Origin of the sequence: Lutibacter sp. B1 (assembly GCF_012524075.1) — a bacterium.
GTDB lineage: Bacteria > Bacteroidota > Bacteroidia > Flavobacteriales > Flavobacteriaceae > Lutibacter.
Genome location: NZ_JAAZUI010000026.1, coordinates 1 through 16811, shown reverse-complemented (window position 1 = coordinate 16811; position 16811 = coordinate 1). Strand labels below are relative to the sequence as shown.

General features: G+C 30.9%; 13 protein-coding genes and 1 pseudogene. 12 read left to right on the top strand and 2 right to left on the bottom strand.

What is annotated here, in order from left to right; all coding sequences use genetic code 11:
* Nucleotides 1–178: 178 nt before the first annotated feature.
* The 9 genes and pseudogenes from HGB55_RS13135 (at nt 179) to trpA (ending at nt 7598) form a co-directional block, all read left to right on the top strand.
* Nucleotides 179–1570, top strand: coding sequence for an anthranilate synthase component I family protein (locus HGB55_RS13135; protein ID WP_168817352.1), 1392 nt, complete (start codon nt 179–181; stop codon nt 1568–1570).
* A gap of 180 nt (nt 1571–1750) precedes the next feature.
* On the top strand, nt 1751–2326 hold the full coding sequence (locus HGB55_RS13130) for an aminodeoxychorismate/anthranilate synthase component II (protein WP_168817351.1): 576 nt from the start codon (nt 1751–1753) through the stop codon (nt 2324–2326).
* A gap of 143 nt (nt 2327–2469) precedes the next feature.
* Nucleotides 2470–3459, top strand: coding sequence for an anthranilate phosphoribosyltransferase (gene trpD / locus HGB55_RS13125; RefSeq protein WP_168817350.1), 990 nt, complete (start codon nt 2470–2472; stop codon nt 3457–3459).
* 22 nt (nt 3460–3481) lie between these two features.
* Nucleotides 3482–3832 (top strand): annotated as a pseudogene (locus HGB55_RS13120) (four helix bundle protein).
* Between the two features lie 21 nt (nt 3833–3853).
* Nucleotides 3854–4639, top strand: a complete 786-nt coding sequence (gene trpC / locus HGB55_RS13115; protein WP_168817349.1) for an indole-3-glycerol phosphate synthase TrpC — start codon at nt 3854–3856, stop codon at nt 4637–4639.
* 1 nt (nt 4640) lies between these two features.
* On the top strand, nt 4641–5282 hold the full coding sequence (locus HGB55_RS13110; RefSeq protein WP_168817348.1) for a phosphoribosylanthranilate isomerase: 642 nt from the start codon (nt 4641–4643) through the stop codon (nt 5280–5282).
* The gene (trpB, locus tag HGB55_RS13105) at nt 5279–6460 is read left to right on the top strand and encodes a tryptophan synthase subunit beta (RefSeq protein WP_168817347.1); all 1182 of its coding nucleotides are present in this window, start codon (nt 5279–5281) and stop codon (nt 6458–6460) included. The genes HGB55_RS13110 and trpB overlap by 4 nt, the downstream gene beginning before the upstream one ends.
* Nucleotides 6461–6503: 43 nt before the next feature.
* The gene (locus tag HGB55_RS13100; RefSeq protein ID WP_168817346.1) at nt 6504–6782 is read left to right on the top strand and encodes a GIY-YIG nuclease family protein; all 279 of its coding nucleotides are present in this window, start codon (nt 6504–6506) and stop codon (nt 6780–6782) included.
* A gap of 51 nt (nt 6783–6833) precedes the next feature.
* Nucleotides 6834–7598, top strand: coding sequence for a tryptophan synthase subunit alpha (gene trpA, locus HGB55_RS13095; protein WP_168817345.1), 765 nt, complete (start codon nt 6834–6836; stop codon nt 7596–7598).
* A gap of 157 nt (nt 7599–7755) precedes the next feature.
* On the opposite strand, the gene HGB55_RS13090 is transcribed toward trpA, so the two are convergent.
* Nucleotides 7756–8418: a uracil-DNA glycosylase family protein gene (locus tag HGB55_RS13090; protein ID WP_168817344.1), complete on the bottom strand. Its 663-nt coding sequence runs from the start codon at nt 8416–8418 to the stop codon at nt 7756–7758.
* 260 nt (nt 8419–8678) lie between these two features.
* Between HGB55_RS13090 and HGB55_RS13085 the strand changes: the two genes are divergently transcribed.
* Nucleotides 8679–11279 (top strand): metallophosphoesterase, encoded by a 2601-nt coding sequence (locus HGB55_RS13085; RefSeq protein ID WP_168817343.1) that lies wholly within the window; start codon nt 8679–8681, stop codon nt 11277–11279.
* A 7-nt stretch (nt 11280–11286) separates the two neighbouring features.
* Here the strand turns inward: HGB55_RS13085 and HGB55_RS13080 are convergent, their stop codons facing one another.
* The gene (locus HGB55_RS13080; RefSeq protein WP_168817342.1) at nt 11287–12348 is read right to left on the bottom strand and encodes a phosphatidylinositol-specific phospholipase C1-like protein; all 1062 of its coding nucleotides are present in this window, start codon (nt 12346–12348) and stop codon (nt 11287–11289) included.
* 392 nt (nt 12349–12740) lie between these two features.
* Here HGB55_RS13080 and HGB55_RS13075 point away from each other — a divergent pair, with 392 nt between their 5' ends.
* Nucleotides 12741–15791 (top strand): TonB-dependent receptor, encoded by a 3051-nt coding sequence (locus HGB55_RS13075; RefSeq protein ID WP_168817341.1) that lies wholly within the window; start codon nt 12741–12743, stop codon nt 15789–15791.
* Between the two features lie 3 nt (nt 15792–15794).
* The gene (locus HGB55_RS13070) at nt 15795–16703 is read left to right on the top strand and encodes a RagB/SusD family nutrient uptake outer membrane protein (RefSeq protein WP_168817340.1); all 909 of its coding nucleotides are present in this window, start codon (nt 15795–15797) and stop codon (nt 16701–16703) included.
* Nucleotides 16704–16811: the final 108 nt, after the last annotated feature.

Sequence of the window (16811 nt, the reverse complement as noted above, 5' to 3'; positions counted from 1 at the left end):
TGTGTATTTAAAAATCTATCTTAAATTTGTTGCTCTAATGAAAAAAAATACAATAAATATGAATTGGTGGTGGAACTCTCTTATACAATAAGCGAGAAGTAACTACTATATTTATAATACAAAATATATATAACAAAAAGGACTTATCTCGCGGTAAGTCCTTTTTTATTTCAATAAAATGGAAAAATTAAAATTTAAAACAATTTCAAAAAAACAGTTGGCTGATACTATTACACCGGTAGGCATGTATTCAAAAATCAGAGACAAGTATGCCAATAGTTTGTTGTTAGAAAGTTCCGATTATCATAGTAAAGAAGAAAGCTTTACCTATATATGCGTAGAGCCTCTTGTAACGTTAAAAGCCCATCAAAATAAATTCAGTTATAACTATAAAAACAAAGTACTTGATGAAAAAAATATAGATGGTAATTTTTATGAAATCTTTGAGAATTATAGTAACACTTTAAATGTAGATTGTAGTTCAGAAATAAAGGCTTTTAATGGTTTTTACGGTTATATATCTTATAATTCCATACAATATTTTGAAACCATAAAGTTACAAGCAAAAAAAGCTGCTTCTGAAATACCCGATTTTCAATTCAGTTTTTTCAAATTCATCATAGCAATCAATCATTTTAATGATGAACTTACCTTAATTGAAAATATTGAAGAAGGTTCAGAATCTCGAATTCATGAAATTGAAACATTAATCAATGCACGTACGTACGGTTTGTATAAATTTAATGTAAAAGGAGAAGAATCTTCAAATTGTACGGATGACGATTTTAAAAACAACGTAGCAAAAGCAAAAAGTCATTGTAAACGAGGCGATGTTTTTCAATTGGTTTTATCACGCCAATTTCAGCAAAAATTTAAAGGAGATGAGTTCAATGTGTACAGAGCTTTGCGTTCTATAAATCCTTCACCTTATTTATTTTATTTTGACTATGGCAGTTTTAAACTCATGGGTTCTTCACCCGAAGCACAAATTAAAATTGACGAAGAAAAAGCCATTATCAATCCAATTGCAGGTACGTTCAGGCGTACAGGCGATATAACTAAAGATTTACAATTGGGTGATAAACTGTCAAAAGACAAAAAAGAAAACGCAGAGCATGTAATGTTGGTAGATTTAGCGCGTAACGATTTAAGTAAACACGCAAGTAATGTAACCGTTGAGGTGTTTAAAGAAGTTCAATATTTTAGTCACGTAATTCACTTGGTATCAACCGTTCAGGGAAAACCAAAAGGAAAAGCTATTGAAATTGTTGGAGATACGTTTCCTGCTGGTACATTAAGCGGCGCACCAAAGTTTAAAGCAATGGAGTTAATTGATACTTACGAGAACCAAACACGTGGATTTTACGGCGGTGCCGTTGGTTTTATTGGGTTAAATAATACGGTTAATTTGGCAATTGCCATACGTTCGTTTGTAAGCAAACAAAATACGCTGTATTATCAGGCAGGAGCTGGAATTGTAATCAATTCAAGCGAAGAAGGAGAGTTGCAAGAGGTAAATAACAAATTAGCAGCGTTAAAAAAAGCGTTGTTATTGGCAGAAAATATTTAGGGCGTTCCCTTTATTTGTCATCTCGAGCTGAGTCGAGAGACAAATAAAGGTCGGGCTTTTCGCACTCGCTTTTTTGTTTTTTAAACAAAAAGAGCTCAAACAAAGCTGCAATCCCTAACGCGAACAATTGATAATTAAAAAAATAAATAAAAAATCCCTTCCGTAGAGAAGGTTAAGATTATGAAAATATTAGTTTTAGACAATTACGATTCATTTACCTATAATTTGGTACATATGATTGAAGATATTACAGGAGAATATCCTGCAGTATTTAGAAATGATGAAATAAGTATTGAGGCCGTAAATGAGTACGATATTATAGTTCTTTCACCCGGACCGGGAATACCTGATGAAGCAGGTATTTTAAAAGAAGTAATAAAAATCTACGCACCAACAAAACCAATTTTTGGAGTATGCTTAGGTTTGCAAGCAATTACGGAGGTTTTTGGAGGATCGTTAGAAAATTTAGATTCCGTTTTTCACGGAGTAGCAACTACAATGAAAGTTACCAAAAGTGACGCTATAATTTATAAAGGTTTACCAACCGAATTTGAAGCAGCGCGTTATCATTCGTGGATAGCAGCATCAAAAGATTTTCCTCAGGAGTTAGAAATAACTTCTGAAGATGAAAACGGAGCAATAATGTCGCTTCAGCATAAAAAATACAATGTAAGTGCAGTACAATATCACCCAGAGTCAATTTTAACACCATTAGGAGAACAAATTATTAGGAATTTTATAGAAGCAAATAAGTAGTTGACTATTGAGTGAAGCAGAAGTTGTGGTCACTGAGCGGAGTCGAAGTGAAACTTTAAAGTAACTTCCCTTACTTCAATCACAAAAACAAGTCATTCCTGAGAAGGCAGGAATCTAAAAATAATCTTTCCAATTTAAAGAAAATGAAGAATATACTAAACAAATTATTTGAACAACAACGATTAACCAAATTAGAAGCGAGAGATGTACTAACTAAATTAGCAGCTAATAGTTATAACGCATCGCAAATGGCATCGTTTTTAACGGTGTATTTAATGCGTCCTATTTCAGTAAATGAGTTGGCAGGTTTTAGAGAAGCATTGTTAGATTTAGCAGTGAAAATTGATTTATCAGATTTCAATACTATCGATTTATGTGGAACTGGTGGCGATGGTAAAAACACGTTTAATATTTCAACTTTAACATCATTTATAGTTGCAGGTACAGGAAATAAAGTAGCAAAACACGGTAATTATGGAGTTTCATCCGTAAGTGGTTCTTCAAATATGTTAGAGTTTATGGGATATAAATTTACCAATGATGAGGCTACGCTGCAAAAGCAAATAGACAAAGCCAATATTTGTTTTTTACACGCACCGTTATTTCATCCTGCAATGAAAGCTGCCGGTCCAATTCGTAAAGAACTAGGCATGAAAACCTTTTTTAATATGTTAGGTCCTTTGGTAAATCCGAGTGAGCCACAAAATCAAATGGTAGGTGTTTTTAATTTGGAAGTTGCAAGAGTTTACAATTATTTATTGCAAGAAACTTCAAAAAATTACGGAATAGTTTATAGCTTAGATGGGTACGATGAAATTTCATTAACAAGTGCATTTAAGCTGTTTACAAAAGAAAGCGAGCAATTAATTACACCGGAAGATTTAGGTTTAGAAAGGTTGTTGCAATCAGATATTTTTGGTGGAGAAACAGTACAAGAATCGGCAATTATATTTATTGCCATTTTAAATGGAGAAGGAACCGAAGAGCAAAACAATGTAGTATTAACAAATGCAGTGTATGCTTTAATGACTATCGATAAAAACAAATCTTTTGAAACAGCATTTGAAGAAGCAAAAGACTCGTTATTTGGATTAAAAGCTAAAAAATGTTTACAAAAATTAATTTCTAATTAGAAATTACGAATTTTAAATTGAGATGAAAGAGAATATTATTCAAATAAAAAGTTATGATTTTGCAATTCGTATTGTAGAACTTTATAAGTTTTTGAGTGAAGAAAAAAAAGAATTTATTTTAAGTAAACAATTACTTAGGTCGGGAACATCGATAGGTGCTAATATAGAAGAAGCTATTGGAGGTCAAAGTAGAAAAGACTTTTTTGCTAAGCTATCAATATCTTATAAAGAAGCAAGAGAAACTCATTATTGGATTAGACTTTTAACAGATATGAATTATTTGACTTAAGAAAAGAGTAAATCGTATTTGGCAGACGTAGAAGAAATATTAAAAATTATTGGAAGTATACAAAAAACAATTCGTAATTCGTAATTGAAAAATTTATAATTATTTATGAATATTTTAGATAAAATAATAGCATATAAAAAGCTTGAAGTAGCTAAATTAAAGCAAGAAGTTACTGTTGAAAAATTAGTGAAAAGCCCTAATTTTAAACGTACACCAATTTCTTTAAAAAAGGCATTAACTTCTCTAAATTCAACTGGAATTATAGCTGAATATAAGCGCAAATCTCCTTCAAAAGGGATTATTAACGATAAAGCAACCATTGTTGAAGTTACACAAGATTATTTAAGTGCAAATGTAGCAGCGCAATCTATTTTAACCGATTTGGAATTTTTTGGAGGAAGTATAATTGATCTAATTCAAGCGCGTGAAATAAATAAAACTACGCCTATTTTGCGTAAAGATTTTATAGTTGATGGTTTTCAAATTGTTGAAGCTAAAGCTATTGGTGCCGATGTAATATTGCTAATTGCTGCTTGTTTAACAAAAGAAGAACTTAAAAATTACGGAAAATTAGCTGAAGGTTTAGGATTGGAAGTTTTATATGAAGTTCACAGCAAAGAAGAATTGGATAAAATAGAGCTAGATCATAAAATTATAGGAATCAATAACCGAAATTTAAAAACCTTTCAGGTAGATTTGGAACACTCAATTGAATTGGTTGCTCAAATTCCTGATTCATGCATTAAAGTTTCAGAAAGTGGTATAAGTGATCCGCGAATAATAACAGGATTAAAAGAATATGGTTTTCAAGGTTTTTTAATTGGTGAAAATTTTATGAAAACTGAAAATCCGGGGTTAGCTTGTAAAGAATTTATCAACCAAATTATGTAAAATGAAAATTAAAGTTTGCGGAATGCGGGATATTGAAAATATTTCAAATTTATTAGTATTAAAACCCGATTTTATTGGCTTTATTTTTTACGAAAAATCCAAAAGGTTTATTAAAGATATTCCTCAAATTGATTTTCCTAAAAAAACTAAAAAAGTAGGGGTTTTTGTTAATGAAAGTATTGAAAATGTTATTGATAAAATAAATAAGTTTCAATTAAACTTAGTGCAATTACATGGTTCGGAATCTCCTGAATATTGTCGTGAATTACGTCATTCTGAACTTATTTCAGAATCTCATTCATTTGAAATCATTAAAGCTTTTTCTGTTGATGAGAAATTTAATTTTAGTGCTACAATTCCTTATAATATTTACTGTAAGTATTTTTTATTCGACACAAAAGGTGAAAATTATGGAGGTAATGGAGTAAAATTTAATTGGAATATACTTCAAAATTATAAGGGTGAAACTCCTTTTTTATTAAGTGGAGGTATTGCTAAAAATGATGTTAAACAAATTTTGTCATTCCTGCGGAGGCACGAATCTAAACGATGTATTGGTATAGATATAAATAGTGGTTTTGAAATTGAACCCGGATTAAAAAATTTAGAAGATATAAAAGAATTTAAAAACAACTTAAAATGAGTTATTTTGTAGATGAAAATGGTTATTACGGAGAATTTGGAGGTGCTTATATTCCGGAAATGCTCTACCCTAATGTAGAAGAATTACGTCAAAAATATGTAACAATAATGCAAGAAGCTTCTTTCCAAAAGGAGTTTAAATCATTATTAAAAGAATATGTGGGGCGCCCAACACCATTGTATTTTGCCAAGCGATTGTCAGAAAAATATAATACCAAAATTTACTTAAAACGAGAAGATTTATGCCATACAGGCGCACATAAAGTAAATAATACTATTGGGCAAATTTTAATGGCAAAGCGTTTAGGTAAAACAAGAATTATTGCTGAAACAGGTGCTGGACAACATGGTGTAGCAACAGCTACGGTTTGTGCTTTAATGGGGCTTGAGTGTATTGTTTATATGGGTGAAATTGATATTGCACGTCAAGCACCAAATGTAGCTCGTATGAAAATGTTAGGCGCAAAAGTTGTACCCGCTTTATCAGGTAGTAGAACGCTAAAAGATGCTACAAATGAGGCTATAAGAGATTGGATTAACAATCCGGTAGATACACATTATATAATTGGTTCGGTGGTTGGACCGCATCCGTATCCTGATATGGTTGCGCGTTTTCAATCGGTAATTTCAGAAGAAATTAAAACACAATTATTGGAGAAAGAAAATACCGAAAATCCCGATTATGTAATTGCTTGTGTTGGTGGAGGTAGTAATGCCGCTGGTGCTTTTTATCATTATTTAGATGAAGAAAGTGTACAATTAATAGCTGTTGAAGCTGCAGGGTTAGGTGTAGATTCAGGTGAAAGTGCAGCAACAAGCGTTTTGGGAAAAGAAGGGATTATTCACGGAAGCAGAACATTGTTAATGCAAACTAAAGATGGTCAAATTACGGAGCCGTATTCAATTTCTGCAGGTTTAGATTATCCGGGAGTTGGCCCGTTACACGCACATTTGTGCAAAAGTAAACGAGCTGAATTTATTTCAATTACAGATGATGAAGCGATGCAAGCCGGATTAGAATTATGTAAGTTGGAAGGTATTATTCCGGCGATAGAAAGCTCACACGCATTGGCGGTTTTCAACATGAAAAAGTTTAAAGAAGATGATGTTGTGGTATTAAATTTATCAGGAAGAGGTGATAAAGATTTAGATACGTATATTAAATATTTTAGGTTGTAAAATCGAATCGTCATGCTGAACTTGTTTCAGCATCTCATAATTGATGAAGCATAGTTATGTTTACATATTAACAAATAAATATAGAACTACATTTTATATTGGTGTTACGGGTAATATAAATAGAAGGATTGTGAATCATTTAGAAAAAAGAGGTTCTAAATTTACTTCTAAATATAATGTTACAGATTTAATTTATTTTGAAGAGTATTTAGATATTAACCAAGCAATAAAGAGGGAAAAACAATTAAAGAATTGGCATAAAGATTGGAAAATCAATTTAATAAAAGAGAAGAATCCAAAATTAAAAACAATAGAATTATGATGAGACCCTGAAACAAGTTCAGGGTGACGAAAAATTCAAAATGACATAAAAATGAACAGAATAAACCAAAAATTACAGTCAACTAAAAAGCTGTTATCAATCTATTTTACAGCTGGATATCCAAAACTAAATAATACTGTTTCTATTATTCAAGATTTAGAAAAAAGTGGCGTTGATTTTATAGAAATTGGCTTGCCTTTTAGCGATCCGTTAGCTGACGGACCAACAATTCAGGAGAGTTCAACAATAGCATTAAAGAATGGAATGACTACGGAAATTTTATTTGAACAATTAAAAAATATTCGAAAAACTGTGAGTATTCCGTTGGTAATTATGGGTTATTTTAACCCAATGATGCAGTATGGAGTTGAAGCCTTCTGTAAAAAATGTGCTGAAATTGGAATAGATGGTTTAATTATTCCTGATTTACCGGTAAAAGAATACAATGAGAATTACAAAGCTATTTTTGATAAGTACAATTTAATCAATGTGTTTTTAATTACACCACAAACTTCCGGTGAACGTATTCGTTTTATTGATGAAATTTCAAACGGGTTTATTTATATGGTAAGTTCAGCAAGTGTTACAGGAACACAAAACACCTTTGGAAATACTCAAAATGAATATTTTGAACGTATTGGAGCTATGAATTTGAAATCTCCCCAAATTATTGGTTTTGGAATTTCAAATGCTGAAACTTTCCAGCAAGCTACCAAATATGCTAAAGGAGCTATTATTGGTTCGGCATTTATCAAACATTTGAATGAAAATGGAACAAATAAAATAGCTGAATTTGTAAAATCTATACGTAAATAATGTGAATTTGATTTAAAAGTGTTTAATACTTAGTTAAGTGTGTTTTTAGTTGATTAAGAATTTGTCATTCCTGCGAAGGCAGGAATGACAATATACAAGAATGATAGTAAACAGTAAGTTAACAGTTTTAATTAATTGAACTCAATTTTGAATAAGTTTAAAGAAAATATTTTTTATACTGCATTACCCTAAAATCAAACGTGTTGAATTTAGGGTTTTGTTTTTTGATGAGTTTATATTGAAGATTACTGCCAACAGCTCTGTTAGCACTTCCGGAAGGTGCTGTTAATGAAACAGCTTTAATGATTCTTTTACTGTTTGGTAATTTAAATTGATGAATTTTGGGTGTTTCTGATGCGATTTGTACAAATGGGATATTTTCTTTTTTAAGCAGTTTTCTTAAGTGATATTCGGGTCCGTTTTTACTGTTTCCACCGGTTAATAAAAGTGTTTCAACTTTTTGAAATTCAGATAAGTAAAATAACAAATTACGTAGTTTAATATTTTCCATTCCTAAATCGGAAGCATCTATATTTTTTCGCTCACAACTTTCTACAATATCACAAATACCAATATTATTTTTCAGTAAAAAATCTTTACGTTGTTGAATGGCAAAAGAGGTAGTTTCAAAGTGTAAATTCAAATTAAATAGTTTGTCTAAAATTTTCCATAATTGGCCGTCTATACTTCCATAGCAAAAATCGACATCTCCTTCTTTTAAATTCCCCATTGAAAATCGGGGTGGAGGTAAAGTTCCTACAATTAATTTGGTTGCATTTTTTGGAATAAAAGGCGAATATGGATGTTTGTGAAAATACATTAAAAATATTTTTTGGTTTTAAAAATACAATTCTTTATTTTTTTTGATATTTTTCTTAAAACTTTCAAGGTTTTTTTGTGTTTAAGTTGGTCACAGTTAATATTTTATAATTAAAACAATTTCATGATTGCCAGTAATATGGGCAACTTTTTTCTTTTAAATCATAATAAACATGAGGTTAATATATAATTAATATATAGGTAACGGTATGTGTTTAGATTAACGGTACTTTTAAATTTTATGAAAGTTATATATAATATATGTTTTTATTGCGTTATTTTTTCTGTATTCTATTATTTGCATCCACATCACTTTTTGCTCAACAACCTGTTAAAATACATTCTCATAATGATTATAGTCAACTTTTGCCTTTTTGGAAAGCTTATAATTGTGGTTTAAATTCAATAGAAGTTGATATTTTCTTAAAGAATGGTGTTTTATATGCAGCCCATGCTAAAAATGACATTGAGCCAAACAATACCTTAGAAACAATGTATCTTAAGCCATTGAGTAAAGTTGTTTCAACACACTTGGGTAATGAGCAAGAATTGCAGCTGCTTATTGATTTAAAATCGGAAGCCTATTCAACGTTAGAAGCTATTGAAAAAGTATTAAAAAAATATCCAGAACTAACTAATAATCCTAAACTTACCTTTGTTATTTCTGGATATAGGCCATTAGTAAAAGACTACAAAAACTATCCTAATTACATTTTATTTGATTATCAAAGTTTAGAATCTATACCAACAGAAAGTTTTAATAAAGTTTCACTAATAAGTTTAAGTTTCAAAAAGTTTTCTTCTTGGAACGGGGTGAAAGATATTTCGGAAAGTGATTTAGGAAAAATAAAAGCTGTTGTAGAACAAGCGCATTCATACAAAAAACCATTTCGTTTTTGGGGTGCACCAGATACACCATTGGCTTGGAAAACCTTTAATAGTATAGGTATAGATTTTATAAATACAGATCATCCTTTAGAATGCTCTAATTACTTCAAAAAACATACATTTACAAACAATTACATTCAAATTCAAATAGCTTTTCTATCTGATATTCATTTTCAAGATATCTACGGAAAATTTTCTGATACTAATTACAAAGGTATATTTAATAATAAAACAAATAAATTTACGCTTTTGCGTACTATGGATTCTCAATTGCATTCCACACGAATTTTTAATGAAAATTATTTTGCTCTATTTGCTACTTTAGACGATATGGTTGCAAAAGGCATAAAGTATGTAGCATTACCTGGTGATTACACTGATGATGGACAAGCAATACATCTTAGAGGATTGCAACAAATTTTAGAAGAATACAAGACTACTTATGGTATACAGTTTTTTATTACAACCGGTAATCATGATCCTGTAGGACCATTTGCCCAAGAATCTGGAAAATCTGATTTTATGGGGATAGAAGGACAATCTCAAGGCATTTATAGTAAGATGAATAAAAATGATTCTGAAAAAAGCGAGCTACCTTCAATAATTACAAATGATATAAAAAAAGAAGGATACGAAGGTGTTTTTAACTATTTAAAACCCTTTGGATTTTACCCGCAAGAGAACTATTTATATTGGGCAACGCCATTTTCAAATTATACTGCCGAAACCTACACCTACCAAAAAGCTTTAGATAATGCGCCTCTTGAAAAAAGGATGTATGATATTGTTCCTGAATATACAATTCCAGATGCCAGTTATGTAGTAGAACCAACACCAAATATTTGGTTGTTGGCCTTAGACGGAAATGTATACTTACCAAAAGACACGATTAATAGTAAACCATCAGATCCGGAAAACTACAATGGAGCTAGTATAGGTTATAACAATGTACTTACTAACAAAACACACTTAATTAGTTGGGTCAAAACAATTGCAGACGAAGCAAAACGATTAGGGAAAACATTAATTGCTTTTAGCCATTACCCCATGATTGATTTTAATGATGATGCTTCTACAACATTAAAAACCTTTTTTGAAGGAAATAAATGGCAGCTTGAGCGTGTTCCTAATGAAACTGTAGCGAAACAATTTTCGGAAGCAGGAATAACAGTTCATGTAGCAGGGCATATGCATATAAATGATACCGGTGTTAGAACCTTTTCAAGTGGAAAATCACTAGTAAATATTCAATCACCATCATTAGCAGCATATATTCCAGGCTACAAAATATTAACAATCAAACCAAATAACATTATAGAAGTAAACACTATAACCATTGATAATGTTCCCCATTTTAACGAGTTATTTCCTTTATATGAAAAAGAATATGCTTATTTACAACAACAAAAAAAGCCATTATGGAATTATGATATTTTGAAAACAAATTCATATCATGATTTCACTATGTTTCATTTGAAAGAACTCGTTCGCTTACGCTTTTTAAAAGATGATTGGGTTTCGAACTTCAAAGATTTTATGCTAAATATTTCAGGTGAAGAATTACTATTATTACCATATTTGGATTCTGAAATTGATTTTGAAGCACTATTAGATAATAAAGACTTCTATAAAAATAATTGGAAACTTGCTAAAAAAGAAGCCGAATTAGATTTAAAAGAAACCGGTTTTACATTACAAGATTTTAAACATTGGAATGGATTTGATATAATTTTTGATTTTTACAGAGTTAGAAATGCTGATGTTTTAGCTATAAATGACATTGGCAAAAAACAAATTGCTATGTATCAATGGCTTTTTAAAAATTACAAAACTAAAATATTTCAAAAAAACACCAATTCTAATAAACAAAAGCTACTGGAGTTTTACAGTATCTTTTCACAGTTTTTAAACGGCGCTCCTTCCAACAATTTTATAATAGATTACAATACTGGTTCGTTAAAAAAACTTGATTAAATATATTTTACTTAGTAGTTACTGGATTGTTTCTTACATAAGTTCCGTTTTTAAAAAAAATATGATACTCGCTTTTAAAAAATTTGCTTGGTAAATAATAATCTGTAGTGATAATTTGTGCTCCAGAATTCTTTGCTGCTTCAAAACGTGAATAATCATTATTTCTAGCTTCTTTTGTGTTTGAGTCTGCCCGAGTTCTTATAATATAGCCCTCTTTGACTAATTTTGGAATATTTTCATCTTCAGGATTATTTAAAATCATTGCAGCCGCTTCTGGTTTTCCCGCCTCGGCATTAATAAATAATACTCTTCCCTTTAAAGACGGATGGTTTTTTGCATAAGATTCTTGTTTTTTACCATGAGCATCCAATATAAACAAAAATTTACCTTTAGCTTCTTTCAATGTAGGCCAATTGCTATTTAAAACCGCTTCTTCTAAGGTAGCATATTTACCACGAATATTATCTGGAGTAATAATATGTTCCACACCTAAATGTTTTATAAGTGTAGCGTCTAACTCGTCAAAAACTTCAGATGTAAACGGCTCTGCAGATGTGCCAAATATATTTTCTTTATCATCTTTAGGTTCTAAAGTAATAAAAACAGGTTCATGATTAGGGTGTGTATCAGACCATTTTCTTAAATCATTCAAACAATCGGATAAAAGATAATACTGACTCCTGAAATCGATATCCATTACATGAAATATTTTAAAACCAGGATTGTTCATTTTTCCTTCAGAATCGTAAGCAGGCTGATCTTTAACTAAATCCATTCCTTTTGGATGAGAAAAACGTCCACCTTTGGCATCTGCATAAACATCAATTTCCAGATTTCTCAAACCCATATCTAACTGTTTGGTTATAGAAATGTGTTCATATTGTAATCCATAAATACTGCCTGTACTATCTTTTTTTGATAAGTATTCAAAAAGTTTTAGGTCGATAGCTTCCTTATAGCTATTATGTGAGCCTATAACTTGTAGTTGATTAATTCGTAATGTGTCTTGTTGCGCATGTATATTCAAACAAATAAAAAAAAGTAATAATAAGGTTTTATAATATTTCATAATAAATTGGTTATATAAAACTTAAAATTACTTTAACAAGATTAAACAGATGTTGCGAAATCAAGAACAAAATGCAAATATTACGTATTTCAAAATGTATCAATAAAATGCAGTTAAGTGTCTTATTTTTAAGAATTTAAAATAAAAATAAAAAAAATATTGAAATCGTTTTTTAATAAACGCATAACCTTTAGATAAAATAGAATGTCTAAATATTTTATTATTTAGCGCTTTATTAAATCATAATCTTATGATAAAGAATATCTCGTTAATTTTCTAAAATTCTCTAATCTTATGAATTAAAAAAACTATTTACAAAAATTAAAAAACCGCAGTTGCTGCGAACAACTACGGTCTAATCATTAAGCATTGTAAAAACCAATAACTTAAAAATGTACAATAAAATTAATTCTTTTAAATTAAAAAACATAGCTTTTTTAGTTTTATCAATACTAGTATACCATCATTCAGGATATTCAAATAGTATTGTATCTATCAAAACAAAACTTTCAAATTATACCATTCAAAAAACAATAAATGGTAAAGTTTTAGATGAATCCGGAGTACCTTTATCAGGTGCAACCATTGTGTTAAAAGAAACATTAAAAGGTGTTTCTACAAACTTTGATGGAGAATTTTCTATTGAAGCTGAATTAGGACAAACACTTCAAGTATCTTTTATAGGATATGAAACAAAGGAAGTTATTATTGACTCTGAAGTCTTATTAATTACATTAACGCCGTCGAATGCTTTACTAAATGAAATTTTAATTGTGGGATATGGTAGTCAAACCAAAAAAGACGTAACAGGTGCCCTTACTCAATTAGGAACTGAAGATTTTAGGCAAGGAGTAAATATATCTGCAGATAATTTAATTCAAGGCAAAGTAGCGGGAGTTCGTGTAGTTGCTTCAAGTGGAGAACCAGGTGCCGGATTAGATGTTTCAATACGAGGTGTTGGTTCTATCCGTAGTGGCAGTACACCATTATTTGTGGTTGATGGAATCCCATTAAGTAATGAAAGTGTGAGTGCCGCAAGTCCTAACTTTGGTCTTGGTAACTCAAGTGCAAAAAATCCACTAAACTTTCTTAACACGAGTGACATTGCCTCTATTTCCGTATTAAAAGATGCTTCTGCAGCAGCTATTTACGGAGCCAGAGGTTCTAACGGAGTTGTGATTATCACTACAAAACAAGGAAAAAGTGGAGTTGCTACTATAACGCTAGATTCATATTTGAGTGTAGCTTCAGTAATTAAAAAGATTGATGTACTTTCCAGTAGTGAATATCGTAATGCTATTAGCGATAATACATACGATCATGGTGGTAAAACCGATTGGCAAGATGAATTATTCCGTGACGCCATTACACAAAATCATAATTTTTCTTTCGCTAAAAAGACAGATAGCGGAAACTACTATGCTTCATTATCTTACATGGATCAGGAAGGGATTGTTGAAACTAGTGGGTTTAAAAGAACTACAGCACGTTTAAATGCCGAAGAGTCTTTTTTTGATAATAAGCGTTTAAAAGTAAAAATGAACTTAACTGCGAGTCAGATTAATGAAACAGGAGTTCCTAATGGAGCTGATGCTGGTTCAGATGGTCAGTTAATCGTTCATGCGTTAATGGCAAATCCTACGCAACCTATATTCGATGAAGAAGGAGATTACACAAACTTCAATTTGAACCAGAATTATAATCCGATGTACTTGTTACATATTTATGACGACCAAACAAAAACGTTACGTGTATTAGGAAACGTAGAAACTACTTTTAGAATTATAGACGGATTGGAGTATAAATTCAATTATGGTATTGACCGTTCTGTTTCTGAAAGAAACTCTACTATTTACCCTAATGTTACAGATAGAACTCCAGATGGAGCTTATGTACAGAGTAATTTAGATTCGCAAAGTTCTTTAATGGAACATTACCTAACCTATAATTTTAATATAGGAAAAAATAATTTTGAAGTTTTAGGAGGTTTTTCTTATCAAAAATTTGATTTCTCAGGAACATCTTTTTCTATTTCTAATATTGATGAAATGGGCACAGGTGTTGCACCAAAACACAATCCAGGTTATTCAGGTGAGCAGTCTGGTGTTAGTGGTTATGCCCAAGAAAACGAGTTACAATCTTACTTTGGTAGGTTAAACTACAATTTTGATAACAAATATTTAGTTACTGCTTCTTTAAGAGCAGATGGTTCAACGCGTTTTGGTAAAAACAATAAATATGGTTATTTTCCTTCTTTTGCTTTAGGATGGAACTTAGACAGAGAAGACTTTTTATCAAATAATGATGATATCAGTCAGCTAAAAATAAGAGGTAGCTGGGGGCAAACCGGTAACCAAGAAGTACAAAATAAAATTACTCAAGCAAGTTATTCTCAATCAGCCTCAGGTGGATATTATTTGTACGATGACTATAGTTTAATTAACGGCATTGAAGTAAACAGAACGGCAAACCCAGATTTACAATGGGAAGTAGTAACACAGTTTAATATTGGGGCTGACTTTAGCTTATGGAATAACAAATTATACGGTTCATTAGATTATTATAACAAAAGAACCACAGATCCTATCTTAAATATTCCATCCGAACCATTAAGCCCAACCTCAACTGTTTGGAAAAACATTGATGGTAAAATTATAAACAAAGGTTTTGAATTTACCTTAGGGTCTAAATTAATTAATACTGAAGATTTCACATGGTCATTAGATGTGAACGGAGCTACTTTGAATAATGAAGTTAAAGATCTTCCTGTTTCAGAATTATATTCTGGAGATGTGGCTGGTCCTGGTTTATCAGGAGTATATGCCAATATTTATAAAAGTGGTTATGAAGCAGGATCTTTCTATATGGTTAAACACTTAGGTTTTGACGAGAATGGGAATGATATTTTTGAAGATATCAATAATGATAATGTAATAAATAGTGATGACCGTCAAATCTTCGAAGGAGCATTGCCTAACTTTACTTTCGGCATCAATAGCAACCTAACCTATAAGCGTTGGGATTTAAGTGTTGCTTTAATAGGTCAAACAGGAGGTTATTTGGTAAATAATACCAATTTAGCTTTGAATATCAACAATATAGCATCAGATAGAAATGTGTTGTCAGAATTCTATAATAAGGGTGCAAGCTCTACAAATACACCTCAACTTTCTACATTATATATGGAGAAATCAGATTTTATTCGTTTAAACAATGCTAGTTTAGGATATATGCTTGATACTGAAGGTCTTAACATTAACTGGTTAAAAGGTTTAAATCTTTACGTTAGTGCACAAAACTTGTTTACTATCACTAACTATTCGGGGTTTGATCCGTTGGTTAACAGTCCACGTTCTACAGGAGGTAATCAATCTATAGGTATAGATTATACTACATATCCATCATCAAAATCTTATATGATTGGTGCAACTTTAAAATTATAATTTATGAAAATCTCAAATATAATATCAAAAATATCTTTCTCCATTATTCTTACTACTTTGCTTTTCAGCTGTACTGATTTGAAAGAAGAAGTAATAGACGAGGTAATTGGAGGAGAAAGTTCAAATCCTGAGAGTGCTATGGCAGCTGCTTATGGTCAGTTAGCTAATGGAACTTTTACTGATCACGGAAACGTATTTGGATTACAAGAATATCCAACAGACGAATGTATGTTACCAACTCGTGGTAGTGATTGGGGTGATGGAGGAAAATGGAGAGCGTTAACAGAATTCACTTGGGGTACCAATAATGCAGCAGTTTCTTCTACTTGGAACGCTTTAAACAGTGGTATAACTAAAACATTAACAGCAATAGAATCATTACAAGAAAACCCGGATTATGCAAATTACAACCTGTTTATGGCAGAAGCTAGAGGGTTATTAGCTTTCTATATATACAATACATTAGATCTTTTTAATCAAGCTCCATATAGAGATTTGTTTTCTGAAGATAATTCTTTGGTTATTCTTCAAGCTGATGTTGAAATTGATAATTTAATTATGGAAGTGGAATCCATCATACCTGAGCTTGCAAACTTAGGGGAACAACAAACATATAACGGACGCTTTACAAAACAAGCAGCTTATGCTTTTTTAGCTGATATGTATTTAAATAGGGCTGTTTTTAAAGACCGATACAATGCTTCATCAAGCTTTAATTTTAAAGAAGCGGCTGTTGATAACAACGGTACAGATATGGATAAAGTAATCTACTATACATCTCTATTGATAGAAGGTGGTAATTTTAGCTTAGAGAGCAATTATTTTGATAATTTTGCTATCGATAACACAGGTGGTTCTGAAATTATTTTTGCTGTTGCTCAGGAAAATGATAATTGTATTATACTGAAATAGGTTGACTTTTTTTCGGTTGTTTTTTTATAAATCGATTTTTGATTTTAAATAGTAAGCTCAGGTAAATTTACATTATTTTTCCGATAGGATTTGTATTTAATATTTGGA

Bases quoted from the DNA above. Each gene is read 5' to 3' on its own strand.
- HGB55_RS13135 (WP_168817352.1), top strand. From the start codon at position 179: ATGGAAAAATTAAAATTTAAAACAATTTCAAAAAAACAGTTGGCTGAT.
- HGB55_RS13130 (WP_168817351.1), top strand. From the start codon at position 1,751: ATGAAAATATTAGTTTTAGACAATTACGATTCATTTACCTATAATTTG.
- trpD (WP_168817350.1), top strand. From the start codon at position 2,470: ATGAAGAATATACTAAACAAATTATTTGAACAACAACGATTAACCAAA.
- trpC (WP_168817349.1), top strand. From the start codon at position 3,854: ATGAATATTTTAGATAAAATAATAGCATATAAAAAGCTTGAAGTAGCT.
- HGB55_RS13110 (WP_168817348.1), top strand. From the start codon at position 4,641: ATGAAAATTAAAGTTTGCGGAATGCGGGATATTGAAAATATTTCAAAT.
- trpB (WP_168817347.1), top strand. From the start codon at position 5,279: ATGAGTTATTTTGTAGATGAAAATGGTTATTACGGAGAATTTGGAGGT.
- HGB55_RS13100 (WP_168817346.1), top strand. From the start codon at position 6,504: ATGAAGCATAGTTATGTTTACATATTAACAAATAAATATAGAACTACA.
- trpA (WP_168817345.1), top strand. From the start codon at position 6,834: ATGAACAGAATAAACCAAAAATTACAGTCAACTAAAAAGCTGTTATCA.
- HGB55_RS13090 (WP_168817344.1), bottom strand. From the start codon at position 8,418: ATGTATTTTCACAAACATCCATATTCGCCTTTTATTCCAAAAAATGCA.
- HGB55_RS13085 (WP_168817343.1), top strand. From the start codon at position 8,679: ATGTTTTTATTGCGTTATTTTTTCTGTATTCTATTATTTGCATCCACA.
- HGB55_RS13080 (WP_168817342.1), bottom strand. From the start codon at position 12,348: ATGAAATATTATAAAACCTTATTATTACTTTTTTTTATTTGTTTGAAT.
- HGB55_RS13075 (WP_168817341.1), top strand. From the start codon at position 12,741: ATGTACAATAAAATTAATTCTTTTAAATTAAAAAACATAGCTTTTTTA.
- HGB55_RS13070 (WP_168817340.1), top strand. From the start codon at position 15,795: ATGAAAATCTCAAATATAATATCAAAAATATCTTTCTCCATTATTCTT.